The 25685-nt window shown below is 62.5% G+C and carries 21 protein-coding genes and 2 pseudogenes; 14 read left to right on the top strand and 9 right to left on the bottom strand.

The genetic code is table 11. From position 1 onward, the window contains the following. Nucleotides 1–12 precede the first annotated feature (12 nt). Genes LOY69_RS01310 through LOY69_RS01295 form a run of 4 tightly spaced genes read right to left on the bottom strand, consistent with a single transcriptional unit; the run spans nt 13 to nt 4074 of the window. Complete coding sequence (locus LOY69_RS01310) at nt 13–333, bottom strand: acyl carrier protein (protein WP_102862646.1); 321 nt, start codon at nt 331–333, stop codon at nt 13–15. Between the two features lie 51 nt (nt 334–384). Continuing rightward, entirely contained in the window at nt 385–1341 is a 957-nt protein-coding gene (locus LOY69_RS01305; protein WP_102862645.1) for an acyl-CoA desaturase, read from the bottom strand. A 31-nt stretch (nt 1342–1372) separates the two neighbouring features. Continuing rightward, entirely contained in the window at nt 1373–2281 is a 909-nt protein-coding gene (locus LOY69_RS01300) for an acyl-CoA desaturase (protein WP_265074038.1), read from the bottom strand. Next, nucleotides 2278–4074, bottom strand: coding sequence for a fatty acyl-AMP ligase (locus tag LOY69_RS01295; protein WP_265074037.1), 1797 nt, complete (start codon nt 4072–4074; stop codon nt 2278–2280). The genes LOY69_RS01300 and LOY69_RS01295 overlap by 4 nt, the downstream gene beginning before the upstream one ends. Nucleotides 4075–4441: 367 nt before the next feature. Between LOY69_RS01295 and LOY69_RS01290 the strand changes: the two genes are divergently transcribed. Further along, nucleotides 4442–5488, top strand: coding sequence for a GlxA family transcriptional regulator (locus tag LOY69_RS01290; protein WP_249735458.1), 1047 nt, complete (start codon nt 4442–4444; stop codon nt 5486–5488). Between the two features lie 19 nt (nt 5489–5507). Here the strand turns inward: LOY69_RS01290 and LOY69_RS01285 are convergent, their stop codons facing one another. Further along, nucleotides 5508–7103 (bottom strand): DHA2 family efflux MFS transporter permease subunit, encoded by a 1596-nt coding sequence (locus LOY69_RS01285; protein WP_265074036.1) that lies wholly within the window; start codon nt 7101–7103, stop codon nt 5508–5510. 77 nt (nt 7104–7180) lie between these two features. Here LOY69_RS01285 and LOY69_RS01280 point away from each other — a divergent pair, with 77 nt between their 5' ends. Next, on the top strand, nt 7181–8380 hold the full coding sequence (locus LOY69_RS01280; protein WP_265074035.1) for an HlyD family secretion protein: 1200 nt from the start codon (nt 7181–7183) through the stop codon (nt 8378–8380). A 105-nt stretch (nt 8381–8485) separates the two neighbouring features. Here LOY69_RS01280 and mgrA read toward each other — a convergent pair whose 3' ends face one another. Both mgrA and LOY69_RS01270 read right to left on the bottom strand, forming a co-directional pair. After that, on the bottom strand, nt 8486–9523 hold the full coding sequence (gene mgrA, locus LOY69_RS01275) for an L-glyceraldehyde 3-phosphate reductase (protein ID WP_102862639.1): 1038 nt from the start codon (nt 9521–9523) through the stop codon (nt 8486–8488). Between the two features lie 1129 nt (nt 9524–10652). Further along, nucleotides 10653–10739, bottom strand: a pseudogene (locus tag LOY69_RS01270) (LysR family transcriptional regulator); the annotation flags it as partial. 5 nt (nt 10740–10744) lie between these two features. Between LOY69_RS01270 and LOY69_RS01265 the strand changes: the two are divergent. Next, nucleotides 10745–11098, top strand: a pseudogene (locus LOY69_RS01265) (SDR family oxidoreductase); the annotation flags it as partial. An 85-nt stretch (nt 11099–11183) separates the two neighbouring features. Continuing rightward, entirely contained in the window at nt 11184–11441 is a 258-nt protein-coding gene (locus LOY69_RS01260) for a hypothetical protein (RefSeq protein ID WP_253084392.1), read from the top strand. A gap of 9 nt (nt 11442–11450) precedes the next feature. Here the strand turns inward: LOY69_RS01260 and betT are convergent, their stop codons facing one another. Then, nucleotides 11451–13412, bottom strand: coding sequence for a choline transporter BetT (gene betT / locus LOY69_RS01255; protein WP_161466434.1), 1962 nt, complete (start codon nt 13410–13412; stop codon nt 11451–11453). 568 nt (nt 13413–13980) lie between these two features. Then, complete coding sequence (epsC, locus tag LOY69_RS01250) at nt 13981–14907, bottom strand: serine O-acetyltransferase EpsC (RefSeq protein WP_265074034.1); 927 nt, start codon at nt 14905–14907, stop codon at nt 13981–13983. Nucleotides 14908–15096: 189 nt separating this feature from the next. Between epsC and LOY69_RS01245 the strand changes: the two genes are divergently transcribed. The 10 genes from LOY69_RS01245 to LOY69_RS01200 all read left to right on the top strand — a co-directional run bounded on the left by LOY69_RS01245 (nt 15097) and on the right by LOY69_RS01200 (nt 25564). Continuing rightward, nucleotides 15097–16092 (top strand): D-cysteine desulfhydrase, encoded by a 996-nt coding sequence (locus LOY69_RS01245; protein WP_265074033.1) that lies wholly within the window; start codon nt 15097–15099, stop codon nt 16090–16092. A 318-nt stretch (nt 16093–16410) separates the two neighbouring features. After that, nucleotides 16411–17208: a cystine ABC transporter substrate-binding protein gene (gene tcyJ / locus LOY69_RS01240; protein WP_110651173.1), complete on the top strand. Its 798-nt coding sequence runs from the start codon at nt 16411–16413 to the stop codon at nt 17206–17208. Next, nucleotides 17208–17873: a cystine ABC transporter permease gene (tcyL, locus tag LOY69_RS01235; protein ID WP_092318582.1), complete on the top strand. Its 666-nt coding sequence runs from the start codon at nt 17208–17210 to the stop codon at nt 17871–17873. Before tcyJ ends, tcyL begins: the two co-directional genes overlap by 1 nt. 4 nt (nt 17874–17877) lie before the next feature. Further along, on the top strand, nt 17878–18630 hold the full coding sequence (gene tcyN / locus LOY69_RS01230; RefSeq protein ID WP_110595307.1) for an L-cystine ABC transporter ATP-binding protein TcyN: 753 nt from the start codon (nt 17878–17880) through the stop codon (nt 18628–18630). 376 nt (nt 18631–19006) lie between these two features. Then, entirely contained in the window at nt 19007–20248 is a 1242-nt protein-coding gene (locus LOY69_RS01225; protein WP_213664548.1) for an SfnB family sulfur acquisition oxidoreductase, read from the top strand. Between the two features lie 39 nt (nt 20249–20287). Further along, nucleotides 20288–21487: an SfnB family sulfur acquisition oxidoreductase gene (locus LOY69_RS01220; protein WP_265074032.1), complete on the top strand. Its 1200-nt coding sequence runs from the start codon at nt 20288–20290 to the stop codon at nt 21485–21487. After that, the gene (locus tag LOY69_RS01215) at nt 21487–22854 is read left to right on the top strand and encodes an LLM class flavin-dependent oxidoreductase (protein WP_265074031.1); all 1368 of its coding nucleotides are present in this window, start codon (nt 21487–21489) and stop codon (nt 22852–22854) included. Before LOY69_RS01220 ends, LOY69_RS01215 begins: the two co-directional genes overlap by 1 nt. Before the next feature lie 140 nt (nt 22855–22994). After that, a complete protein-coding gene (locus LOY69_RS01210) occupies nt 22995–23804 on the top strand; it encodes a MetQ/NlpA family ABC transporter substrate-binding protein (protein WP_110595303.1) in 810 nt (269 codons plus the stop codon). A gap of 1 nt (nt 23805) precedes the next feature. After that, nucleotides 23806–24930, top strand: coding sequence for a methionine ABC transporter ATP-binding protein (locus tag LOY69_RS01205; protein WP_265074030.1), 1125 nt, complete (start codon nt 23806–23808; stop codon nt 24928–24930). After that, on the top strand, nt 24920–25564 hold the full coding sequence (locus tag LOY69_RS01200) for a methionine ABC transporter permease (RefSeq protein WP_011058620.1): 645 nt from the start codon (nt 24920–24922) through the stop codon (nt 25562–25564). The genes LOY69_RS01205 and LOY69_RS01200 overlap by 11 nt, the downstream gene beginning before the upstream one ends. Nucleotides 25565–25685 lie beyond the last annotated feature (121 nt).

The following is a 25685-nucleotide window of genomic DNA, read 5'->3' as shown; positions in this document are numbered from 1 at the left end:
GCTCCTGCGAAGTCAAACTTCGGATGTGGTCAGTTCGTTGGCCAGGTATTTGGACAAGTCATCGATGCTGGAGTATTCGAACAGCAAGGCCGGGGACAGGCGCTGCTCCATGAATTTCTCCAGGTCGCCCGCCACTTTCACCGCCACCAGCGAGTCAAGGCCATAGGACTCGAAGCTGCGGGCGGTATCGACCTGGGACGGGTCGATCTTCAGCAGCGTGCCCATCTTCTGCACCAGCCAATGCTTGATGCTCTCTTCGTTGAGTTCGACCGCCGCCTGTTTTTTCTCCGAGAAGCTCAGAGTGCTCAGCAAATTGGAAATGAAGTTGGACATAGGATCTTCCTTGATGAGTAGGGTGGTTTACAGATCAGACGATCCCGTTGTTCAGGATGCGGCCTGACGCTTACGGACTTTGTCGATCATTGCCTGGGACGGTGAACGCAGGTCTGAGACCAGTCTCAGCTTGCCCATTAACGCCAGTGTCCAGCCCGACAAGTCGGGCTCCCACCAATGCACGCCATGCCGGTACCAGGCAGGGAATGCGTGGTGATTGTTTTGCAGCCCCTCGCCAAAGGTGAGGAACGCGACAATCCAGTTGTTGGTGCTCTGGTCGTGGGTCACGAACGGCCGGGCGCCATAGCGGTGGCAGATGGAACCCACGCACCAGGCCGCCTGGTTGGCCACGAAGATCCGCGCCAGGCCGCCGAAGATCAGGCCGCTCCAGGCACCGGACCAGCTCTGGGTGACCAGGCCGCCGATGATCCCCGGCAACACCACGCCCAGGGCGACCCAGAACAGGTAGGTCTGGTTGTAGAAGAACAGCCGACGGTCACGCAGGATGTCGGGGGCAAAGAAGTTCCAGCTCGACATGTCCGGCGCCAGCATCCACGGCATGTGCGCATGCCACAGGCCCTTGGCGCGCTCCAGGCGGCTCTGACCCATCAGGTTCGGCGAATGCGGATCACCGTGCTGGTCGCTGTAGGTGTGATGCCGGCGATGGGTGGTGACCCAGAACAGGATCGGCCCCTGGGCCGCCATGGAGCCGGCGATCAGCATCAGGCTGCTCATCAGACGCGAGGTCTTGAACGCGCGATGGGCCAGGTAGCGGTGATAGCCCATGGAGACGCCGAACATCTGGATCGCGTAGAACACCCCGAAGAGGATGAAGTCCAGGGCGTGCACCTGACCGGTGACCCACAAGCGGATCGCCTCGAAGGCACCGAACAGGGGCACCAGCATCACCGCCAGCGCAATGCGGGCCTTGGTTCTGGCGGCTGCCGGACTCAGCTGCGCGACACCGCTGATCTCTGGAGTCGCCGTGGTTGTGAGGATCTCGTCCATGAATAGCTTCCTGTGAGGTAAGGACCGGCAATCAGCTTTCTGTAGGTTCTGCAGCAACCGGCGCACCAGGACGCTTCACGTCCCAAGCCAGGCCGCACAAGGCCAGCAACTCGATGAACCAGCCACCGATATCCAGCTGCCAGGGCTTGAGCCCGGCGTGGGCCAGCGCCGGAAAGGCGTGGTGGTTGTTGTGCCAGCCGCCACCGACCGTTGGAATCGCCAGCCAGAACACGTTGCGGCTGGTGTCCCGGGTCGGGTGGTCACGGCCACCGACCCGATGGGCGAAGGAGTTGATGCACCAGGTGGCGTGGTCCACCAGGAAGATCCGCACAAAGCCGCCCCACAGCAGGCCACTCAGGGCGCCTTCCCAACTGCGGGCAATCAACCCGCACACCAGGGTCGGAAGCAGCAGGCCGAGGATGATCCACAGGTAGTAGCGCTGGTTGATCTGCATGATCAGCCGGTCGCGAATCAGGTCGGGAACGAACTGGCTCCAGTTCTGCTTTCTCAGGCTGAACAGCCAGCCCAGGTGGGCGTGCCACCAGCCTTGGATATTGCCGACAAAGCCTTCCTTGAGCGGACGCGGCGAGTGCGGGTCGCCTTCCTTGTCAGTGAAGGCGTGATGCTGGCGGTGGGTGGCCGCCCAGAACAGGATCGGGCCCTGGGCTGCCATCGAACCGGCGATACCGAAAAACGCAGTGACCACCGGGCCGGCCTTGAACGCATGGTGGGAAAAGAAGCGGTGCATCCCCACTTCCACCCCCAGGGCGGTCAGCAGGTACATGCTGGCCAGTGCACCAAACTCCAGCCAGCCAATGCCCTGCTGCCAGGCCAGGACCAGTGCGACCAGGGTGCCCACCGCCGGCACACCGACGGTCAGCCAGGCCAGTTGACGCTCGCGATGACCGGTACGGTCGATATGAGGATTCATGGCCGTCATGACAGAGCATCCGTAGGGGTTTTAAGAGGTTGTGCCGAGGCCGCAGCGGCCGAACGTCCGGCGCCGTAGCGCGCCAGGCTGTCGTTGAGCAGGGCCTGCCGGGTGGCCTGGCGCTGGACCTTGCCACTGGTGGTCAGCGGGATGCCGCCCATGGGCGCCAGATGAATACGCGCCGGGGACACGCCAAACTGGCTGACCAGGGTGCTGGTGATCAGCTGGCGCAGTTGTTCCTGCTGGGCTTCGTCGAGTTTTTCGCTGCGCTTGATCTCGACCACGACCGCCAACTGCTCCTGCTGGCCGTTATCCACGCCCACCGCCACGCAACCATTGCTGCGGATGCGCGGGTCCGCGCTCTCGACCGCCAGTTCCAGGTCCTGGGGATACAGGTTGCGACCGGCAATGATGATCAGATCCTTGAGGCGGCCGGTGACGAACAGCTCATCCCGATACAAGGCCCCCAGGTCGCCGGTGCGCATGAAATGTCCGTCGACGCCCGGCAACTGGGCGCGGAACACTTGCTCGCTCAGCGCCTCCTTGCCCCAGTAACCAGCACCCACGTTATCGCCCTGGACCCAGATCTCACCGATCTGGCCGTCGGCGACCGGCTGCAGGCTGACGGGATCGACAATCGCCAGGCGCAAGCCCGGGGCCACCCGCCCGCTGCTGACCAATGGCAACGCGAACCCATCTTCGGCGTCGACAATGGCCAAGGTTCCGATGGCGAGCTGGTCCCGATCCACCTGGGTGTTGAATGCCGGTTGGTCATGGGGTTTGCCCGAGACCAGCACCGTCGCCTCGGCCAGTCCATAGCAGGGGCCCAGGGCCGCAGGGTTGAAGCCGGCGGCAGCGAAGCGCTCGGAGAAGCGCGCCAGGGTGCTTTGCCGGACCGGTTCGGCCCCGCAGTAGATGGCCTTGAGCTTGCTCAGATCTAAGGCTGCCAGCTCGTCATCGGTGATGTTTTCAACACACAGATCAAAGGCGAAGTTCGGCGCGATGGTGACGTCGGCGCCATACCTGGACACCGCATCCAGCCAGCGCAATGGCCGCTGGACAAAATGCCCGGGGCTGATGAGCACGGTCGGAAAGGCGTCGTAGATCGGCTGCAATATGCCGCCCATCAGGCCCATGTCGTGATAGGGCGGCAGCCAGCTGCAACCCACGCGATCCTGGGCCTTGCCCATCCACTGGCTGGCGCTGCGGCAATTGCTATAGAGGTTGGCGTGGGTCAGCATCACGCCCTTGGGCGCGGAGGTAGAACCTGAGGTGTATTGCAGCAGGGCCAATTGACCGGGGGTCACAGCCTGCGCCTGCCAAGGTGCATTCTCCGTGGCCAGCTCTTGCGGATCGACCCATTGCGGCGCGGGTACATCATCCTGCAACAAGGCGTTGACCCGTTCCTGGGAGCGCATGAAACGCGAGCTGGTCAGCACGATTTGCGGATGGGCATCGGCGCAGATCAACGCCAGGCGCTCCAGGCCTCGGGTCCCCACTGGCGGGAAAGCGGGAATCGCCACCGCACCGGCCAGGAACAGACCGAACAGGGAAACGATGTAGTCGATACCGGTCTCGAACAGCATCAGCACCCGTTTTCCCCGGGGCTCGAAAATCTGCAGCGCCGCGGCCAATCGTTGACTACGCTGCCACAGTTCGGCGTAGCTGATGGCCGCCTCCTCTTGCTCGCCATCGAGCAAGTGGATGAAGGCGGTTGCATCAGGTTGAAGCCAGGCGCGATAAGCCAGTACTTCGGTAACCGAACTTAAACATTCGATTCCCAGGGTGCCGGCCAGCGACAAATCATCAACTGCTAAGTGCGCTGAGAAGGTCTGATTAACATCATTTAGATAATCACGAGGCACGGCGTAGTTCATTCAAAATCCTTTTTAAATGGAGAGCCATATATTGACCTAATGGTCGTTTATTATTTTCAGCACTAAGGAACCGAACAAACACCCCTAACGAGGGGAGCTCTTACTAGGCAGTAGACAAGATGTCATTTTATTGACAGGGCGAAGCATTCACTTAATGAATGCCTATTTTCTTATATGTCCCACTGGGAATAGCGTGGGCAGAGAAAGTTAGATTTGGACGCGTTGAGAAGTCTGCCACCAGCTTGTATATTTTGCTAATGCACAAATGGACACTTACAGGGAGAAAATGGACATGGATGTGCTCACGCTGATCGCGCTGGAAGGAGCCATGGGGTCAAGTGTGGCGATCACCTTGGATGTGCTGCGTACTGCCAACCAGATCGCCGAAGTCATGGGACGCCCCACCATTACCTGGAAGATCATCGGCAGCAGTGAATCCGTACGAATGCGCAATGGCATGCGCCTGGATGCACTGCCACTGGACAGCGCCCAGACCATTGAAGGCAGCATGCTGGTCATCCCGGGGCTGGGGCTGGAAAACACCCAGGAGCTGGATTTCTTTGGCTGTCGCCGGGAAAAGCGGCAGCCGGGCCTCAGTCAGTCCACCGAGCTCATAGCCCGGCTCGGGCACAACGACATCCGCAAGCTGAGCAAGCTGGTGCAAGAACACCACCTGCGCGGGCGACAGACTGCGGCGTCCTGCTCGGCGGTTTTCGTCCTGGGGGAGGCAGGGATTCTCGAGGGCCGCACCGTCACCACCCACTGGCAACTGTACGAGACCTTCAAGCAGCGTTATCCCGAGGCGATACTCGACACAAAGCGCATGCTTATTCATGACGGAAATATGATTACTGCTGGCGCAGGCATGTCGCAAATGGATCTGATGCTTTATGTACTGCGCAATAAGATGGGTAATCAAATTGCCGAGCTGACCATGCGCTATCTGCTGATAGATGGTCGGCCTGCGCAATATCACTACATGGCCCTATCCAACTTACAAACAGAAAATCGCGAAGTGCTGATGCTGGAAAAGTTCATCGAGGACTGCCTGCCCAACGTTCCTCCATTGAGCACCATTGCCGAGCACTTGCGCATCACCGAGAAGACCTTATCGCGCAGAATCCGTAGCGCCACGGGTAAGCCGCCCATGGCCTTCATTCAGAAAGTTCGCCTGCAACATGTTCAAAGCTTATTGGAAACTACCAACATGAGCATTGAAGAAGTTGCCTTCAAAGTAGGCTATTCCGACGCGACGGCACTACGTCGATTGATGTGGAAAAACATGGGCTGCACGCCGAGCCAGTTGCGCAAGGCCAGGTCCGGCCCGCCGATCATCTGATCAGCGCGCACTGGAGCCATCACTTGTCATCCTCGGCCGTGCCTGGCGCAGCCGGGGGAACCTTGCACAGCGGCACCAGCAGCAGCGCCACCACGAACATCATCGACATCAGGCGGAATACATCGCCAAACGCCAGGGTCAAGGCTTCACGCCCCACCAATCTGCCAAGAATGCCCTGGGCCATGAGGAATGCGTGGCTGGAGTCAGGCGTATCGGCGGCGATCTTCAGGGCCAACTGCCCCATCAGTTCCTGGGCCGCAACCGCCTTGGCACCCAAGGATTCCGACAGACGCAGCCCCTGGGTTCGGGCGTCGTCCTGCAGCCAGGTGTTGACCGTTGCAATGCCAATGGCGCCCCCCAGGTTGCGCATCAGGTTGAACAGGCCGGAGGCCTGACGCAATTCCACGCCCTGGAATGAACTCAAGGCCATGTTCACACTGGGAACGATGCACAGCATCAGGAACAGGCCGCGGGCAACTTGAGGAACCAGCAGCTCATCGAATCCCCAGTTGGACGTGACCCGGGAGGTCAGCCACAAGCTCAGCGCCAGGCCCAGAAAGCCCACCGAAATGATCAAGCGTCGATCAACCTTCTCCGAAGCCCGGGCGGCAATAATCGTACTCACCAGTTGCCCGATTCCCACGACGAAAACGGTGGTGCCGATTTCCAGGCTGTCGAAACCCCGCACTCGTCCGAGAAACACCGGGACCAGATAAGTCGAGGAATACAGGCCAAAGCCAATCACCAGGTTCAGCAGGCAGGCGATGGAAAAGGTCCGATCCCGAAAGGGCACCAACGACACAATCGGGTTATTCGAATACAGCGAACGCTCGATAAACAAACCAAAGGAGACAATGGAAACCCAGGCGGCAATGACAATCCCGCTATCGCTGAACCAGTCCTTGCGCGGCCCCTCTTCCAGCACGTACTCGAAGCATCCCAGTGCCAGGGCCATGGCCACGAAGTGCAGCCAGTCGATTCGCCGCAACATCGACAGATCGGGGCGATCCACATCGATCAGCAGCGCCGCACCAACGCAGATCAGCAGCCCCGGCAGCACGTTGATAAAGAAGATCCAGCGCCAGTCCAGGTAGAAGGTCACCAGCCCGCCCACCGTGGGGCCCAGCGTCGGCGCCAGCACCGCTGTCATGCCGAGGATGGCCGGGACCATCGCCCGCTGCTTGCCCTCGAATAGCACGAAACCCACGGCAAACACCGTAGGCACCATGGCCCCGCCGGCGAAGCCTTGCAGGGCCCGCAATACAATCATCGACTCGATGTTCCAGGCCATCCCGCAGCCAATGCTGAACAAGGTAAAAAATGCCGCACTGACAGAGAACAGCCAGCGGGTGGAAATCGCCTGGGCGAGGAATGCCGAGAAGGGAATCATGATCAGTTCGGCGATCAGATAGGCGGTCTGCACCCAGCTCACTTCATCAGGGCCGGCACTGAGTCCGGCCTGCACATCGTTCAGGGATGCCGCCACGATCTGGATATCGATCAACGCCATGAACATGCCAAAGGCCATGATGGTGAAGACCAGAAACTTGCGTCGAGTGGACTGTTGACCAGGCTGGGCGCCCGCGTCAGGGAGGTCGGATACGCTTGTCGTCACGGTAGGTACTTCCCTGTAGTATTGCGACCACCATATGAATATTATGATCGTAATTCAAAACAGCATGGAGCTTCAACATGGAGCAGAGCACCCAGACTCAGAACGCCATCCTGCAAGCCACGCAAGAGACGGAAAAGCCGCGCAAGCGCTCCAAACGGCCTCTGATCGCGGGTGCCATTGCCATGACCTTGGTGGCGGTCGGAGTGGCCTGGGTGCTGATGGCGCCTTCAACTGAAGCCACCGACGACGCCTACATCGCCGCCGATGCCACCTCCGTCGCACCACGGGTTCATGGCCTGGTGACCGAAGTCCTGGTCAAGGACCACCAGACCGTCACTGCCGGACAACCCCTGGTGCGCATCAACAGCGAAGAGTTCGATAGCCGAGTCGCCCTGGCCGAAGGCGATCTCGCCGACAATCAAGCCCAGGTCGCCCTGGCTGAAGCAGCCCTGACGATCCAGGATGCCGAACAGCGCCTGGCCAACGCTCGGGTGCTGGCGGCGCGCACCTCAATCCGCACCAACCAGGCCGAGTCCAAGCGCGCAGGGGCGGAACGTAACCGTTTCGACACCCTGGTCACTACCGGTGCTGTGGCGCGCAACGAAGTCGAGAAATACAGCACTCAGGCGATCTCGGCAGAGCAAGGTCTCGCCTATGCCCAAGCCATGCTGCAAGTGGCGGAAAACGACCTTGCTGTCACTTCAGCCCAACGCGAACGCTTGCAGGCGCAGTTGCAAATGGCCAAGGCCAAGGTGGTGACGGCGAAAGCCCGACTGGAACTGGCGCAACAGGACCTGCGACACACCACTATCTATGCGCCGATGGATGGCACCGTGGGCAATCGGCAGATTCAAGTGGGGGACTATGTGCAACCGGGCTCACGCCTGCTGACCCTGGTGCCGCTGCATGACCTTTATGTATTGGCCAACTTCAAGGAAACCCAGACTCAGCACATGTACCCAGGCCAATCCACCCGTATCAAGGTCGATGCCTTGCCGGGCGTGAGTATCGTCGGCACCGTGGAAAGCCTGGCGCCGGGTTCAGGTTCGACCTTCGCCCTGCTGCCCTTTGAACCGGGAACCGGCAACTTCACCAAGATCGTGCAGCGGGTGCCGGTGCGCATTCGCTTCAACGCCGACCAACCGGGCCTCGAGCGCCTGCGGCCGGGTCTGTCGGTGACCGCCAAAGTCGATCTGGGAGACTCTCAGGAACGCGCAGTGGCCAGCACCCAGACCTCGCTGAAAGTCAGCACCAACACAGCCGCCCCGGCGCACTGACAGGGCCGGCAACAGCTTCGCCCAGCGCCCCGCTCCAGGCGCCCAGACAGCCCCCGACAGATAACTCTGTTGGGGGCTGTTTGCTCAGTGCAGAGCCTGAAGGACCTACTCTGCCGTCGATGGCCTTTCCCACAGATTGATCCGCCCCTCTTTGGCGAAATGATCGATTTCCGCCAGCTCCTCTACGGTAAAACTCAAGTTCTGCAACGCCCCGACATTCTCGATGATCTGCTCCGGTCGGCTCGCGCCAATCAGCGCCGACGTCACCCGCGGGTCGCGCAGGGTCCACGCCAGGGCCAACTGCGCCAGGCTCTGGCCGCGATTCCTGGCGATCTCGTTGAGGGCCCGCACATGGGCGATATTGGCCTCGGACAAATGAGCGGCCTGCAACGAACCACCGCCCGGACGATTGACTCGCGCATCCTCGGGAATGCCATTGAGGTATTTGTCGGTTAGCAGCCCCTGGGCCAGCGGCGTAAAGGCGATGACCCCGACCCCAAGCTCGTCGGTGGTATCCAGCAAGTCCTTCTCCACCCAGCGGTTGAGCATGTTGTAGGCCGGCTGATGGATCAGCAACGGCACCTTCCACTCCTTGAGCAGCGCGGCGATTTCCCGGGTTTTCACCCCGGAGTAGGAAGAAATGCCGATGTACAGCGCCTTGCCCTGCTGCACCGCGCTGGCCAGGGCGCTGGCGGTTTCCTCCAGCGGGGTATCCGGGTCGAAACGATGGGAATAAAAGATATCCACATAGTCCAGGCCCAGGCGCTGCAGGCTCTGGTCCAGGCTGGCCAGCACATACTTGCGCGAGCCTCCGCCCTGGCCGTAAGGCCCTGGCCACATGTCCCAACCGGCCTTGCTGGAGATGATCAACTCATCGCGATAGGCCTTGAAGTCTTCCCGCAGCAGCCGGCCGAAATTGATCTCGGCACTGCCATAGGGCGGGCCATAGTTGTTGGCCAGGTCGAAGTGATTGATGCCCAGGTCGAAAGCCGTGCGCAGCAAGGCGCGTTGGGTATCGATGGGCGTGCTGTCGCCAAAGTTGTGCCAAAGCCCCAGGGACAGCGCCGGCAGCACCAGGCCACTGCGTCCGACACGGCGATAGGGAATGGAGTCGTAGCGATTTTCGGCAGCTAGATAAGTCATCGAATCCTCTTTGGGTTGGGGTCAATCTGGAAGGGTTAACCTCGGCACACACATTGCCGGCCTTACTCACCGGCACACCACCGTGGGTACGGCCCTTCATACTCTGCTCTGAACAATCCGCGCCACTGCAGTTCCGGAATCTCCTGCGCCGCAAAATCCTGCAACCCTGCCGGACGATGCGATACCCACTGCCGGAGGACTCAAATTTTTCCCGGGCACGACGCTTGCGGTCAGCCATGACAACGAGCGTGCCAGGCATGACTTTCATGGATTACATACTAAATTCGTACTACCCGAGACACCCTTTCAGGTCGACGTAAAAGTCCTGGGCGCAGACCAGGGAGGACCGCACAGTGAACACCACCTCAGCGGTTTGCACCGCCAGATCGCGCCCGCTCTCGAAGACCCGGACTGGACAATCACGGGATAACCCTGGGATGGCCGCGCCACATTCAACGGCCCTTTGATTGGGAAGATTGCCGCGAAACCGTCCAGTAAATGCGGTAACTGCGGGTTATCGCAGTGACCACTCGTCTTATCCCGGACACAGGCATCGCCCTGCCAATTGCCCCAAAACCCGGTCACTGACTGATAGAACTTCCGTGCCCGACGATAAGGTGCGACATGTTGCTCACGACCGAAATTCGCGCTTCGACGGCATTGTCGGAGTTCTCCCGATCCACCCCTTCCGCCCCCTGAAAGAAGGATCTTCAGACCAATATACGTACTACGTAGCACGGTACGTTATAGTTCTTAGCACTAGTGGCAATACGCCCCGTTCTCTCGATCACGGCCGCCAAGGCCCAGCGCACAACCAAGGGTTCGAAGAAGGTGGAGCGGGCCATGCGCTCGGCAATGGAGTCTGTGGCGCTTGCCAGGCTGTCGGCGACAAACAGCGCATCGAAGCGACATGGCTCCGGCGATCTGCGCCAGTTCTTTATAGACCGCAAAACCCAGTCTTGCCTGGGCCGGCATATACGCATGACGCCAGGCAGCAAGGTGCTGACCGACAGCCATAAGACAGGTCCCGAACTTGTTATGGCGGGGGGAACTGAGCACGGATGACTCCATGCTCATGCTGCAAAAGGGACAACCCAAAGCCCGCCGTAGGAGCCGGTCAAAGCGCTCCGAGCTCGTCCAGGCTGCGCGGCTCACCGTGATGCGCCAAATAGCTCGGGCTGGCGCAAGTCACCTGTTGCAAATTCGCCACCCGTCGGGGCAATCAGCGAGGGCGGCCGCATCGCCAACTTTTCCAGCAGCACCATGGGCCTCAACCTGCCGGGCTATGCGCCGTACATCGCCAGCAAGGCTGCAGTGGAATCCCTGGCCCAGGTGTTCGCCAAGGAACTGCGCGGACGCCAGATCACGGTCAATGCCGTAGCGCCAGGGCCGGTGGCTAGCGAGCTGTTCGTAAAGGGCTAGAGCGAGGAACAAATGGCGAGTTTCGCCAAAATGCCGCCCCTGGAGCGCCTCGGCCAGCCGGAGGATATCGCCGACATCATCAGCTTCCTGGCAAGCCCGGCGGCGGCCTGGGTCAACGGACAGATTCTGCAGGCCAATGGCGGGCGGGTTTGACGCCTATGCTCGAAACACAAGCCCGTAAATCCATTCACCGGCAAGCGGTACGCCGCCTGGCCGCTCCTGCAAGGAGATGCCCATCATGCACACCACCATCATCATCACCTTCGGCCTGATCCTGCTGGCGCTGGTGCTGTTTATCGGCGAACGACTGGGCTTTGCCCGACAGACCTTGGGCTATGGATTTACTGGGTTGTGGCTGGCGTTGACGGTGATCAACGGCGCGGTGGGGATGGTCACCGCCCATCAGTCCCTGAGATCGGAACTGATGGTCGGCAGCCTGGTGTTTGCCGTGCCAGTGCTGGCCCTGGTGCTCTACTTGCTGTTCACCAGGGCCTGAGCGTCTGGCTCAGCGCACCAGATGCAGGAACTGCATGTGGCGTTCGTACTGGTCGAGGATGTCGTTGATGATCTGCTCCTTGGTGTAACCCATCAGATCGTAATCCTGACTGCCCTCGGCCAGATGCACCTCGGCCCGGTAGTAACGGCGGTTGCGCAGCTCTTTGGGGCCCATGCCACCACGGGCGAAGGACGGGGTGAAGTACCCACGCATCTGCACCTGATAGATGAACGGATGCTGGTCGCCATGGCCGATTTCCAGGCTCACGCTGTCGTTGGCCGGGTCGGGCTGGGTCACCACGTTCAGGCCTTTCTCGACGAATACCGCGGTCACCTCTTCAATGGCCGGGCGCACCGTCTGATCAAGGAAGCGATACACCTCGTCCCGGGACGGGAAATGCACCGCCTGGCTCAAGCGCTGACGCCAGCCACCCTTACCGCGTCGCGAAGGCGCCACCGGGGCCAGGGAATGCAGCTGGGCGATGCGCCGCTGCGATTCCAGGTAGAACGCCTTGTGCAGCCCCCACATCATCAACAGCAGAATCAGCGAGAACGGCAGCGAGGTCAGCACCACCGCCGACTTCAGCGAGTCGATGCTGCCAGCGAACAGCAACGCACTGGTGACCAGCGCGGTCATCGCGCCCCAGAACACCCGCAGCCATTTCGGCCCGTCTTCATCGGCGTTGCCGCCCTTGGCCGACAGGGTCGAGAGCACCACGGTGCCGGAGTCCGCCGAGGTGACGAAGAACACGAAGCTGATGAACACCGTGACCGCGATCACGGTCTTGCTCCAGGGGTAGGTTTCCAGCAGCAGGTAGAGGGTCATCGACGGGTTGTCGATGGCCGACATGCCCAGGGCACTCATGCCGTGGTTGAGCACCTGGTCGATGGCGCTGTTACCGAAGATCGACATCCACGCCAGGGTGAAGCCCAGGGGAATCAGCAGCACGCCGAAGACGAACTCACGAATGGTCCGGCCCCGGGAAATCCGTGCGATGAACAGCCCCACGAAGGGCGACCAGGCAATCCACCAGGCCCAGTAGAACACCGTCCAACCGCCTAGCCAGTCGCTGGGTTTGTTGTAGGCGTAAACGTCGAAACTCTTGGTCGGCAAGGCGCCCAGGTAGTCCCCCAGGTTCTGGATCAGGGTGTTGAGCAGGTGCTGGGTAGGGCCGGCGAACAGCACGAACAGCAGCAGCGCCACCGCCAGCAGCATGTTGATGTCGGACATCACCCGCACGCCCTTGTCGACTCCCGACACCGCAACAATGATCGCCGCGCCCATCATCAAGGTGATCAGGCCGACCTGAATCCACTGGGTGTGAGCGATGCCGAACAGGTAGTCGAGGCCGGAGTTCAGGTGCAGCACGCCAAAGCCCATGTCGGCACCCAGGCCGAACACCGTGGCGATGATGCCGAAGCCGTCCACCGCATAGCCGATGGGGCCGTTGATGCGCTTGCCGATCAGCGGATACAGCGCCGAACGCAGGGCCAGCGGCAGGTTATGCCGGTAGGCGAAGTAGGCCAGGGCCATGCCGACGAAGGCGAACACCCCCCAGCCGTGCAGGCCCCAGTGCAGGAACAGCAACTGCATGCCCTGACGCGCCGCCTCGGCAGTGCCGGCCTCACCCTGGGGCGGTTGCAGCATGTGGGTCAGGGGCTCGGAGACGCAGAAGAAGAACAGGGTGATGCTGATCCCGGCGGCGAACAGCATGCCGGCCCAGGACAGGTAACTGAACTCGGGTTCGTCGTGGTCGGCACCGAGCTTGATCTTGCCGTAGCCGGACAAGGCGGTGACCACCACGAAGACCAGGTACAGGGTCATCGCCAGCATGTAGTACCAGCCGACCGTGTTGGCCGCCCAGTTTTGCGCCGCCAGGAGCCAGGCGCCGGCCTGCTCGGGCATGGAAATCACCACCACGCCGAAGATCAGGATAAAGCTCGCGGCGAAGTAGAACACCGGAGGGTTCATGCGAATCAGAGTATTCGCGGAGCTGGATGGCGCACTCATGAAGGGTGCACCTCGAAGGGATGAAACACGGCTGAAATGTACGGACTCAGCAAAGGCAAGCCTCCTGTTGTGAGCGGGCAGCGAACCACCGGTTTAACTTGAACGAGCGTTCAAGTTAAACATGGATAGGCGGTCGAGGACTAATCGCAGGGCTCAGCGGTACTGTTCAGTACGCTAGCTCAGGGAAGGGTATGACGTATGTCGGACGCAAATCGTTCAGCAGAAAAAACGCTGCCCGCACGCGGTGCCGCTGCCGCAGGCTGCGCGGGGTTTGGGCGGCATACCGGCGCGGAGAGATTGAAGCCGCTGAAATTCGGCGGCTCATCGACAAGCAAGGTCCTGCGGACCTTTTCGCAGCCTCGCAGGCTCGGCAGCGGCTACAAGAAGCTGGTGCAGCGGGAGGCATGGGCGCCTCTGTAGCCGCTGCCGCAGGCTGCGCCAGGCACCGCAGGGGCCTCGGCGGTGGTGGAATCGCCGGCGAGGCTGCGGCTCGTTCGCCGCCTTCGGCAGCGGCTACAGAAGGCCTGTCTTACTTTTGCGAGCCGTCGTCGTGCTGCAGGTTGGCCTGGGTCAGGTTGCAACCGGCCGGCACGCTGCGGGTCAGCCAGACGTTGCCGCCAATGGTCGAGCCCTTGCCGATGGTGATGCGCCCCAGGATGGTCGCGCCGGCATAGATCACCACGTCGTCCTCGACGATCGGGTGACGCGGGTGGCCCTTCTGCAACTGGCCGTCTTCGTCTGCCGGGAAGCGCTTGGCCCCCAGGGTCACCGCCTGGTAGATGCGCACCCGCTCGCCGATGATCGCGGTCTCGCCGATCACTACACCCGTGCCGTGGTCGATGAAGAAGCTGCGGCCGATCTGCGCCCCGGGGTGAATGTCGATGCCGGTGGCCGAGTGGGCGATTTCCGAACTGATCCGCGCCAGCAACGGCAAACCTGCACGGTACAGATGGTGCGCCAGGCGGTGGTGGATCACCGCCAGGATGCCGGGGTAGCACAGCAGCACTTCATCCACGCTACGGGCCGCCGGATCACCGTGGTAGGCCGCCAGCACGTCGGTGTCCAGCAACACCCGCAGGCCCGGCAGGGCCAGGGCGAAATCCTGGATCAGGCGGATCGCCTTGGCGTTGACCTCGGCGTCCGCCTCACCGTTCTGCCGGGCCACATAACGCAGTTCAAGACGCGCCTGGGCCAGCAACGAGTTGAGTGCAGCGTCCAGGGTGTGGCCGACGTAAAAGTCTTCACTCTCTTCGCGCAAATCCACCGGCCCCAGGCGCATGGGGAACAGCGCACCGCACAGGGCTTCAAGGATCTCTGCCATGGCCGCTCGCGACGGCAGTTCGCGCCCGCCCTGCTCACCACTGACCCGACCGTTGCGGCTACGCCACTGATCACGGGCATCACGCAGTTGGCCAACGATGGTCTGCAATTGCCAATGGCTGGAACGCTCGCTCACGATAAGACTCCTTACTCGGGCGGCCGGACAATCGGGCCGCGCAAACGGCGATCACTTTACGCCCCACCAGGGCGAGGTTTAAGAACTAATTGTTCGACTCACAGCACTTTTTCGCATAAGCGATTGACGGTTGCCCGGGCAAATATCGCTGCCTATAGTCCCTGCACCTTCCCTGTTCCGTGCGGACTCATGATCAAACAACAGCTTGCCCGCTTTAATCGTCTGGACCTGCTCGGGTCTACCACCGCCCTGGAAAAACTCGAACGCCTGTCGGCCTGGATCGGGCGCGATATCTACGTCAAACGCGACGACACCACGCCTCTGGCCATGGGCGGCAACAAGCTGCGCAAGCTCGAATACCTGGCCGCCGACGCCCTGGCCCAGGGCGCCGACACCCTGATCACCGCCGGGGCCATCCAGTCCAACCACGTGCGCCAGACCGCGGCCCTGGCCGCCAAGCTGGGGCTGGGTTGCGTGGCCCTGCTGGAAAACCCCATCGGCACCGAAGACCCCAACTACCTGGGCAACGGCAACCGCCTGCTGCTGGATCTATTCGACGCCAAGGTCGAGTTGGTGGAGAACCTCGACCAGGCCGATGAACAGTTGCACGCCCTGGCCGCGCGCCTGCGCAGCAACGGCAAGACCCCCTACCTGGTGCCCATCGGCGGCTCCAATGCCCTGGGTGCCTTGGGTTACGTGCGGGCCGGCCTGGAGCTGGCGCAGCAGATCGAGGACAGCGGCCTGGAATTCGCCGCGGTGGTGCTGGCCTCCGGCAGCGCCGGCACCCACAGCGGCCTGGCCCTGGCCTTGAGCGAAGTGCTGCCACAGTTGCCGGTGATCGGCGTGACCGTCTCGCGCAGCGACGAGGATCAGCGGCCCAAGGTCCAGGGCCTGGCCGAACGCACCGCCGAACTGCTGGGGGTGAACCTGCCGGCGGCGTTCAACGTGCAACTGTGGGACGAATACTTCGCCCCTCGCTACGGCGAACCCAATGCCGGCACCCTGGCCGCGGTCAAGTTGCTGGCCAGCCAGGAAGGCCTGTTGCTCGACCCGGTGTACACCGGCAAGGCCATGGCCGGCCTGCTGGACGGCGTCGGTCGCCAGCGTTTCAACGATGGCCCGATCATCTTCCTGCACACCGGTGGCGCCCCGGCCCTGTTCGCCTACCCCGGGGCCTTCGCGTAGGAAGTGAAGTTTTGTCTAGGAGCCGGCTTGCCGGCGAAGAGGCCCACAAGCCTTGCGCCGTCCTCGACGGCGCCTTCGCTGGCAAGCCAGTTCCTACGAGGGAGGAGATTGCTCGTGGACAACCAAACAAAAAAGAATAACAAAGTGAATTTATATTATTTTTAAAACTATAAACGCCGCTTTATAGTCGCGCCGCAGGCTGATTTGCCCAAAGACGCATACGCTGCATTAAGGCAGGATAAAGCGTCACGCTCGGCTCACCGATTGGCCTGCATCTCCCACCCGCATCGTGCATAAGAAAACTCACAGGGGCTTGTCATGAATTTTTCCGTACTGCGTCGCAATCTGCTGATCGGCACACTGGGCCTGGCCCTCGGTGCCGGACTGATGGGACAAGCGGTTGCCGGCGAGCAACTGCAGAAAATCAAGGATGCGGGAGTGATCAACGTTGGCCTGGAAGGCACGTATCCACCTTTCAGCTTCGTCGACGAAAACGGCAAGCTGGCCGGCTTCGAAGTGGAATTCTCCGAAGCTCTGGCGAACAAGCTCGGGGTCAAGGTCAAGCTGCAGCCAACCAAGTGGGACGGCATCCTCGCGGCCCTGGAATCCAAGCGCCTGGACGCGGTGATCAACCAGGTGACCATCTCTGAAGAGCGCAAGAAAAAATACGATTTCTCCACCCCCTACACCGTCTCCGGGATCCAGGCCCTGACCCAGAAAAAGGATGACGGCAAGTTCAAGTCCGCCGCCGACCTGGGTGGCCACAAGGTCGGCGTGGGCCTGGGCACCAACTACGAGCAATGGCTCAAGGACAACGTCCCGACCGCCATCATCAAGACCTACGACGATGACCCGACCAAGTACCAGGACCTGCGTGTAGGCCGTATCGACGCCATCCTGGTGGACCGTCTGGCCGCCTTCGAGCTGATCAAGAAAACCAAGGACACCCTGGTGGTCTCCGGCGAACCCTTCTCCCGCCAGGAAGCCGGTGTGGCCCTGCGCAAAGGCGAACCCGAGCTGCTGGCCGCGGTGAACAAGGCCATCGAGGAACTGCGGGCCGATGGCACGCTGAAAAAACTCTCGGAGAAATACTTCAACGCTGACGTCACCCAATAATGGAAGCAGGTCTGCAACTGGCGCTGGATTCAGCGCCATTTCTCCTCAAGGGCGCGTATTACACGGTCATCCTCAGCCTCGGCGGCATGTTCTTCGGACTGCTGCTGGGCTTTGGCCTGGCCTTGATGCGGCTGTCGCGCTTCAAGCTGGTGAGCTGGATTGCCCGGGTCTACGTGTCGTTCTTTCGCGGCACGCCGCTGCTGGTGCAACTGTTCGTGATCTATTACGGCCTGCCGCAACTGGGGCTGGAACTGGACCCGTTGCCCGCCGCGCTGATCGGCTTTTCCCTGAACATGGCGGCCTACGCCTGTGAAATCCTCAGGGCCGCCATCGGCTCCATCGAACGCGGCCAGTGGGAAGCCGCCGCCAGCATCGGCATGACCCGGGCCCAGACCCTGCGCCGGGCGATCCTGCCGCAAGCCATGCGCACCGCCTTACCGCCGCTGGGCAACAGCTTCATCTCCCTGGTCAAGGACACGGCCCTGGCCGCCACCATCCAGGTGCCGGAACTGTTCCGCCAGGCGCAGCTGATCACCGCCCGCACCTTCGAAATTTTCACCATGTATCTTGCCGCCGCGCTGATCTACTGGATTCTCGCCAGCGTGCTCGCGCACCTGCAGAACCGTCTGGAACAGCGGGTCAATCGGCACGACCAGGAGTCTTGAAACCATGATCGTGGTGGAAAAACTGACCAAGCAGTTCAAGGGCCAGACCGTACTCAATGGCATCGACCTGCAGGTCAAGGAAGGCGAAGTGATTGCCATCATCGGCCCCAGCGGTTCGGGCAAGACCACCTTCCTGCGCTGCCTGAACTTTCTTGAAGAACCGACCAGCGGACGCATCCGCATCGGCGACATTGCCATCGACAGCAGCATCCCACTGAGCCAGCAACAAAGCCGGATACGCCAATTGCGCCAGCAAGTGGGTTTCGTGTTCCAGAACTTCAACCTGTTCCCCCACCGCACCGCCCTGGAGAACGTCATCGAAGGCCCGCTGGTGGTGAAGAAAACCCCACGGGAGCAAGCCGTCGCCCTGGGTCGCGCGCTGCTGGCCAAGGTCGGCCTGGCGGGCAAGGAAGACAGCTACCCCAGGCGCCTGTCCGGTGGCCAGCAGCAACGCGTGGCGATTGCCCGGGCCCTGGCCATGGAACCCCGGGTGATCCTGTTCGACGAACCGACCTCGGCCCTGGACCCGGAACTGGTGGGCGAAGTCCTCGCTACCATCCGCAGCCTGGCCGAAGAGAAGCGCACCATGGTCATCGTCACCCACGAAATGGGCTTCGCCCGGGACGTGGCCAACCGGGTGATCTTCTTCGACAAGGGCGTGATCGTCGAACAAGGCGAAGCCAAGGCGCTGTTCGCCAACCCTCAGCAAGAACGCACCCGACAGTTTCTCAGCAAGTTTCTCGGCACCTCGACCTGAGGCGCCCAAACTGCCCGCCCAAAACCTCCCCCTGTAGCCGCTGCCGAGCTTGCGAGGCTGCGACAAGGCCGCCAGGCCTTCAGCGGTCTTCAGAACCTGCGCCCGCGCTGCGGTCGTTCGCAGCCTCGCAGGCTCGGCAGCGGCTACAGAAGCGCACCGCCGCCAGGATTCAACCCTTCTATTCATATTCCTAAAAGTTAGTTTATTTAATTTTTATACGCGCTTAGGGTATATGCACCGGACCACCGGACATTCTTGATTCTGATTTCGCCGCATGACGCGGCCTATCCAAAAGATGTGAGGTAGGTATGGTCCGGAACACAATCACCCCAGTGCAGATCGCCAGGGCATTGCGTGCAGCCAAGGAGTGGCGCTGATGTCCAGTCTGGTTGAAGCACAGGTCCAGAGCGATCTGGATATTGCCCCCCTTTTGTTGCCCGCACGGGTTCTGCGCAACGACGCCGAAGCCCTGCAAGCCGCCCATGAACTGGCCGACGCGGCCCGCCAGCAGGCCGCTCAACGCGACCGCCAGCGCAAGCTGCCCTGGGCGCAGATCGAACAATTCACCCGCAGCGGCCTGGGCAGTATTTCCATCCCCCGCGCCTACGGCGGGCCACAGGTGTCCTTCGTCACCCTGGCCGAAGTCTTCGCGATCATTTCCGCGGCCGACCCGGCCCTGGGGCAGATCCCGCAGAACCAGTTCGGCATCCTCGGCCTGATTCTCGGCTGCGGCAGCGAGCGGCAGAAGAAACAGCTGCTGCAGAGCGTCCTGGAAGGCTGGCGCATCGGCAATGCCGGCCCGGAACGCGGCACCAAGAACACCCTGGAACTCAAGGCGCGGATCACCAAAGACGCCGACGGCCATGTCATCAACGGCCAGAAGTTCTACTCCACCGGCGCCCTGTTCGCCCACTGGGTAGCGGTCAAGGCACTCAACGAGGAAGGCCGCCAGGTGCTGGCCTTCGTCCGCCGCGGCACCCCAGGCTTGCGCATCGTCGACGACTGGTCCGGCTTCGGCCAACGCACCACCGCCAGCGGCACCATCCTGCTCAACGATGTGCGGGTCGAGTCCGAGCTGGTGCTGGACAACTGGCGGATCAACGAATCGCCGAATATCCAGGGCGCCGTGTCGCAACTGATCCAGGCCGCCATCGACGCCGGCATCGCCCGGGAAGCCTTGGCCGACGCCATCGCCTTTGTCCGTGAACGGGCCCGCCCGTGGATCGACGCCAACGTCGAGCGGGCCAGCGACGACCTGTATGTGATCGCCGAGATCGGCAAGCTGCAGATCGAACTGCACGCCGCCGAGGCTCTGCTGCGCAAGGCCGGCCAGGTGCTGGATCAGGTCAGCGCGGCGCCGATCACCGCCGAGTCCGCCGCCCGCGCTTCCATCGCCGTGGCCGAAGCCAAGGTGCTGACCACCGAGATCTCGCTGCTGGCCAGCGAAAAGCTCTTCGAGCTGGCTGGCAGCCGCGCCACCCTCGCCGAATTCAACCTCGATCGTCACTGGCGCAATGCCCGGGTGCACACCCTGCACGACCCGGTGCGCTGGAAGTACCACGCCGTCGGCGCCTACCACCTGAACGGCACGCTGCCGGCCCGGCATTCCTGGATTTAACCGCCCAGAACGCTTTTGACCAGATCTCTGGAGAAACACATGTCTCTTGCTCAACACGTCGCGGTCATCACCAGCGACGAACAAGCCCTGATTGTCGCCAGCGACCTGGCGGAAGATTTCAAACGCGACAGCGCCCTGCGCGACCGTGAACGGCGCCTGCCCCATCCCGAGCTGGAAGCCTTCACCCGCTCCGGCCTGTGGGGCATCAGCGTGCCCAAGGAATACGGCGGCGCCGGGGTGTCCAACGTCACCCTGGCCAAGGTCATCGCCCTGATCGCCGAGGCCGACGCCTCCCTGGGGCAGATCCCGCAGAACCATTTCTACGCCCTGGAAGTGCTGCGGGTGAACGGCAGCGAGCCGCAGAAGCAGCGGTTGTACGCCGAAGTCCTGGCCGGCCGCCGCTTCGGCAATGCCCTGGCCGAGCTGGGCACCAAGACCGCCCACGACCGCACCACCCGCCTGAGCCGCGACAGCAGCGGCCAGGGCTACCGCATCGACGGGCGCAAGTTCTACGCCACGGGCGCCATCTACGCCCAGCGCATTCCCACCTCGGTGGTGGATGAACATGGCGTGCAGCAACTGGCCTTCGTCCCCGCCGACGCCGAGGGCCTGAGCGTGATCGACGACTGGAGCGGCTTCGGCCAGCGCACCACCGGCAGCGGCTCGGTGCTTTTTGAAAACGTCGCGGTGGACGAAGCCGATGTGGTGCCGTTCCAGAGCGCCTTCGAACGCCCGACCCCGGTCGGTCCCCTGGCGCAGATCCTCCACGCCGCCATCGACACCGGCATCGCCCGCGCCGCCTATGAAGACGCCCTGCGCTTCGTGCGGACCAAGACCCGGCCCTGGATCGATTCCGGCAACGACCAGGCCACGCAAGACCCGCTGACCCTCAAGAGCTTCGGCCACCTGAGCATCCGTCTGCACGCCACCGAGGCGCTGCTGGAGCGCGCCGGGGAATTCCTCGACCGGGCCCAGGCCGAGACCAATGCCGATACCGTGGCCGCCGCCTCCATCGCCGTGGCCGAGGTCCGCGCCCTGAGCACGGAAATCTCCCTGGCCGCCGGCAGCACCCTGTTCGAACTGGCGGGCAGCCAGGCGACCCTGGCCGAGCACGGCCTGGACCGCCACTGGCGCAACGCCCGGGTGCACACCCTGCACGACCCGGTGCGCTGGAAGTACCACGCAGTGGGCAACTACTACCTCAACCAGCAGAACCCGCCGCTGCGGGGGACCATCTGATGGCCGCACCTGAAACCGCCAAGAAAAAGATCCTGCTCAACGCCTTCAACATGAACTGCGTGGGGCACATCAACCACGGCCTGTGGACCCACCCGCGGGATAATTCGACCCAGTACAAGACCCTCGAGTACTGGACCGAACTGGCTCAGTTGCTGGAGCGTGGGCTGTTCGACGGGCTGTTCATCGCCGACATCGTCGGGGTCTACGACGTCTACCAGAACTCGGTGGACGTGCCCCTCAAGGAGTCGATCCAGCTGCCGGTCAACGACCCGTTGCTGCTGGTTTCGGCCATGGCGGCAGTGACCAAGAACCTGGGCTTCGGCCTCACCGCCAACCTCACCTACGAGGCGCCCTACCTGTTCGCCCGGCGCCTTTCTACCCTCGACCACCTGAGCCGTGGCCGGGTCGGCTGGAACATCGTCACCGGCTACCTGGACAGCGCCGCCCAGGCCATGGGCCTGAAGGAGCAGATCGAGCACGACCGTCGCTACGACCAGGCCGACGAGTACCTGGAGGTGCTGTACAAACTCTGGGAAGGCAGTTGGGAAGACGACGCGGTCCTCAACGACCGCGAGCAGCGCATCTATGCCCAGCCGGACAAAGTGCACAAGGTCGAGCACCAGGGCGAGTTCTATCAGGTCAGCGGTTATCACCTGTGCGAGCCATCACCGCAGCGCACCCCGGTGCTGTTCCAGGCCGGCAGCTCGGATCGCGGCCTGCTGTTCGCCGGGCGCCACGCCGAGTGCGTGTTCATCAGTGGGCAGAACAAGGCCGCGACCAAGGCCCAGGTGGACAAGGTCCGCGCCAGCGCCGTGGCCGCCGGGCGCAACCCTGAAGACATCAAGGTGTTCATGGGCCTCAACGTGATCGTCGGCGAGACCGAGGAACTGGCCTGGAAGAAGCACGCCGAATACCGCAGCCATGCCAGCGCCGAAGCCGGAGTGGCGCATTTTTCCGCGTCCACCGGGATCGATTTTTCCCAGTACGAGATCGACGAGCCCATCCAGTACGTGAAGAGCAACGCCATCCAGTCGGCCACCAAGCACCTGCAAAACAACGACTGGACCCGGCGCAAGCTACTGGAGCAGCACGCCCTGGGCGGCCGCTACTTCACCGTGGTCGGCTCACCGCAGCAGGTGGCCGACGAGCTGGAATCCTGGATCGCCGAAACCGGCCTGGACGGCTTCAACCTGACCCGCATCGTCACCCCGGAAAGCTACGTCGACTTCATCGATCTGGTGATCCCCGAGCTGCAACGGCGCGGTTCCTACAAGACCGCCTACGACGACGGCACCCTGCGGGAAAAACTGTTCCACGAAGGCCGCAAACTGCCGCAACGACACACCGGCGCGGCCTACCGCCGCTGAGACGAGGTGGCTCTGCCGAGCCGCCGTGGCTGGAACTCTTGTGGCGAGGGCGCTTGCTCCCTCGCCACAGACAGCGGTCTTCGCCACACCCAAACGCAATTGTTCAACCTCCTCATTCGGATTGACTGGAAGTAACCATCATGAAAACCACGCTCCTGCGCCACCCGGTCAAAGCCCTGGCCCTCGCCCTCGGCCTGTTCAGCAGCGCCGTCTTCGCCGCCGACGCACCGCTCAAGGTCGGCACCACCGCCGCCTTTGCCATTCCCCTGGAAGCGGCCGTTGCCGAAGCCGGCAAGCAGGGCCTGAAAGTCGAACTGGTGGAATTCACCGACTGGATCGCGCCCAACGTTAGTCTCGCCGCCGGCGATATCGACGTGAACTACTTCCAGCACATCCCGTTCCTGGAAAACGCCAAGGCCGCCGCCGGTTTCGATCTGGTGCCCTTCGCACCGGGCATCATCAACAACGTCGGCCTGTACTCGAAAAAATACAAAAGCTTCGACGAACTGCCACAAGGCGCCAGCGTGGCCATCGCCAACGACCCGATCAACAGCGGCCGTGGCCTGCAACTGCTGGCCAAGGCCGGGCTGATCACCCTCAAGCCGGGCGTGGGCTACAAGGCCACCGAAGAAGACATCGTCAGCAATCCAAAGAAGATCAAGATCCTCCAGGTCGAAGCCGTGCAACTGGTGCGCGCCTATGACGACGCCGATCTGGTCCAGGGCTATCCGGCCTACATCCGTCTGGCCAAGACCTTCGATGCCGGCTCGGCGCTGCTGTTCGACGGCCTGGACCACAAGGAGTACGTGATCCAGTTCGTGATCCAGCCCAAAAGCAAGAACGACCCGCGGCTGATCAAGTTCGTCGATATCTACCAGCACTCGCCAGCCGTTCGGGCTGCCCTGGATAAAGCCCACGGCAAGCTCTACCAAGCCGGCTGGGAAGGTTGAAATGAGTGTCGCGACGCTACAGCGCAAGCTAGCCGACCCCGCGCCCCACAGCGCCGAGCAGACCGAGCTGCACCCCGAACTGAACCGCGCCCAGGTGCGCTTTATCGGCCTGGGCAAGACCTACCAGGGCCAGCAGGGCCCGGTGCAGGCCCTGCACGGCATCGACCTTTCGATCCAGCGCGGTGAGGTGTTTGGCATCATCGGCCGCAGCGGCGCCGGCAAGTCGTCACTGATCCGCACCATCAACCGCCTGGAGCAACCCAGCAGCGGCCGGGTGCTGATTGATCAGGTGGACATCGGCGACTTCGACGAAGACCGCCTGGTGGCCCTGCGCCGACGCATCGGCATGATCTTCCAGCACTTCAACCTGATGTCGGCCAAGACCGTGTGGCACAACGTCGAGCTGCCGCTGAAGGTCGCCGGGGTGCCCAAGGCCGAGCGCGAGCGCAAGGTCCGCGAGCTGCTGGAACTGGTGGGGCTCAAGGACAAGCACCAGGCCTACCCGGCGCAGTTGTCCGGCGGCCAGAAACAACGGGTGGGGATCGCCCGGGCCCTGGTCCACGATCCCGAGATCCTGCTGTGCGACGAAGCCACTTCGGCCCTGGACCCGGAAACCACCCAGTCGATCCTTGGCCTGCTGAAAGAGATCAATCAGCGTCTGGGCCTGACCATCATCCTCATCACCCACGAGATGGCGGTGATTCGCGAGATCTGCGACCGGGTGGTGGTGCTGGAACATGGACGCATCGTCGAACAGGGACCGGTCTGGGAAGTCTTCGGCCACCCGCAACACGAGGTCAGCAAGACCCTGCTGGCGCCCTTGCAGCACGGCCTGCCGCCAGAGCTGCAAAGCCGTTTGCACAGCCAGCCGACGGCGGCCGACGCGGCGCTGGTGCTGAGCCTGCGTTTCACCGGCGTCAAGCATGAAGAGCCGGACCTGGCGGCGCTGTTCGGCGCCCTGGGCGGTCGCGTGCGCCTGCTGCAAGGCGGCGTGGAACGCATCCAGGGCCACGCCCTGGGACAACTGCTGCTGGCGGTCCAGGGCTCGTCCCTGAGCGCCGAGGAACTGCGCCAGCGCGCCGGGCAATGGGCACAACAAGTGGAGGTACTGGGCTATGTGGTTTGATCGCTTGTTGCAGGGCATTCTCGACACCCTGCTGATGGTCGGCGTGTCCTCGCTGATTGCCCTGCTGGCGGGGATTCCCCTGGCGGTGATCCTGGTCACCAGCGGCAAGGGCGGGATCTATGAAGCGCCGAACCTGAACCGGGCGCTGGGGGCCTTTGTGAACCTGTTTCGCTCGATTCCGTTCCTGATCCTGATGGTGGCGCTGATCCCCTTTACCCGGCTGATCGTCGGCACCACCTACGGCGTGTGGGCGGCGGTGGTGCCGCTGACCATCGCCGCCACGCCGTTCTTTGCGCGCATTGCCGAAGTGAGCTTGCGGGAGGTCGATCACGGCCTGATCGAAGCCGCCCAGGCCATGGGCTGCCGACGCTGGCACATTGTCTGGCACGTGCTGCTGCCTGAAGCGCTGCCGGGCATCGTCGGCGGTTTCACCATCACCCTGGTGACCATGATCAACTCCTCGGCCATGGCCGGGGCGATTGGCGCGGGCGGGCTGGGGGACATTGCCTACCGCTACGGTTATCAGCGTTTCGACAGCCAGATCATGCTCACGGTGATCGTGCTGCTGGTGATCCTGGTGGCGGCGATCCAGCTGGGCGGCGACCGTTTGGCGCGGGTGCTGAACAAGCGCTAGCGGCATCCCGTGTAGCCGCTGCCGCAGGCTGCGACAAGGTCCGCAGGACCTTCCGAGGCCCTCAAGAGCGGCGTCTCCTGCGGAGCCGCTCGCAGCCTTCGGCAGCGGCTACAGGGTGCAT

Origin of the sequence: Pseudomonas sp. B21-059, assembly GCF_026016285.1 — a bacterium.
Taxonomy (GTDB): Bacteria; Pseudomonadota; Gammaproteobacteria; order Pseudomonadales; family Pseudomonadaceae; genus Aquipseudomonas; species Aquipseudomonas danubii.
This window is presented reverse-complemented; position numbering and strand designations above follow the sequence as displayed.

Coding starts and splice junctions, on each gene's coding strand:
- LOY69_RS01310 (WP_102862646.1), bottom strand. CDS start 333: ATGTCCAACTTCATTTCCAATTTGCTGAGCACTCTGAGCTTCTCGGAG.
- LOY69_RS01305 (WP_102862645.1), bottom strand. CDS start 1,341: ATGGACGAGATCCTCACAACCACGGCGACTCCAGAGATCAGCGGTGTC.
- LOY69_RS01300 (WP_265074038.1), bottom strand. CDS start 2,281: ATGACGGCCATGAATCCTCATATCGACCGTACCGGTCATCGCGAGCGT.
- LOY69_RS01290 (WP_249735458.1), top strand. CDS start 4,442: ATGGATGTGCTCACGCTGATCGCGCTGGAAGGAGCCATGGGGTCAAGT.
- LOY69_RS01280 (WP_265074035.1), top strand. CDS start 7,181: ATGGAGCAGAGCACCCAGACTCAGAACGCCATCCTGCAAGCCACGCAA.
- mgrA (WP_102862639.1), bottom strand. CDS start 9,523: ATGACTTATCTAGCTGCCGAAAATCGCTACGACTCCATTCCCTATCGC.
- LOY69_RS01260 (WP_253084392.1), top strand. CDS start 11,184: ATGCACACCACCATCATCATCACCTTCGGCCTGATCCTGCTGGCGCTG.
- betT (WP_161466434.1), bottom strand. CDS start 13,412: ATGAACCCTCCGGTGTTCTACTTCGCCGCGAGCTTTATCCTGATCTTC.
- LOY69_RS01245 (WP_265074033.1), top strand. CDS start 15,097: ATGATCAAACAACAGCTTGCCCGCTTTAATCGTCTGGACCTGCTCGGG.
- tcyJ (WP_110651173.1), top strand. CDS start 16,411: ATGAATTTTTCCGTACTGCGTCGCAATCTGCTGATCGGCACACTGGGC.
- tcyL (WP_092318582.1), top strand. CDS start 17,208: ATGGAAGCAGGTCTGCAACTGGCGCTGGATTCAGCGCCATTTCTCCTC.
- tcyN (WP_110595307.1), top strand. CDS start 17,878: ATGATCGTGGTGGAAAAACTGACCAAGCAGTTCAAGGGCCAGACCGTA.
- LOY69_RS01225 (WP_213664548.1), top strand. CDS start 19,007: ATGTCCAGTCTGGTTGAAGCACAGGTCCAGAGCGATCTGGATATTGCC.
- LOY69_RS01220 (WP_265074032.1), top strand. CDS start 20,288: ATGTCTCTTGCTCAACACGTCGCGGTCATCACCAGCGACGAACAAGCC.
- LOY69_RS01215 (WP_265074031.1), top strand. CDS start 21,487: ATGGCCGCACCTGAAACCGCCAAGAAAAAGATCCTGCTCAACGCCTTC.
- LOY69_RS01210 (WP_110595303.1), top strand. CDS start 22,995: ATGAAAACCACGCTCCTGCGCCACCCGGTCAAAGCCCTGGCCCTCGCC.
- LOY69_RS01205 (WP_265074030.1), top strand. CDS start 23,806: ATGAGTGTCGCGACGCTACAGCGCAAGCTAGCCGACCCCGCGCCCCAC.
- LOY69_RS01200 (WP_011058620.1), top strand. CDS start 24,920: ATGTGGTTTGATCGCTTGTTGCAGGGCATTCTCGACACCCTGCTGATG.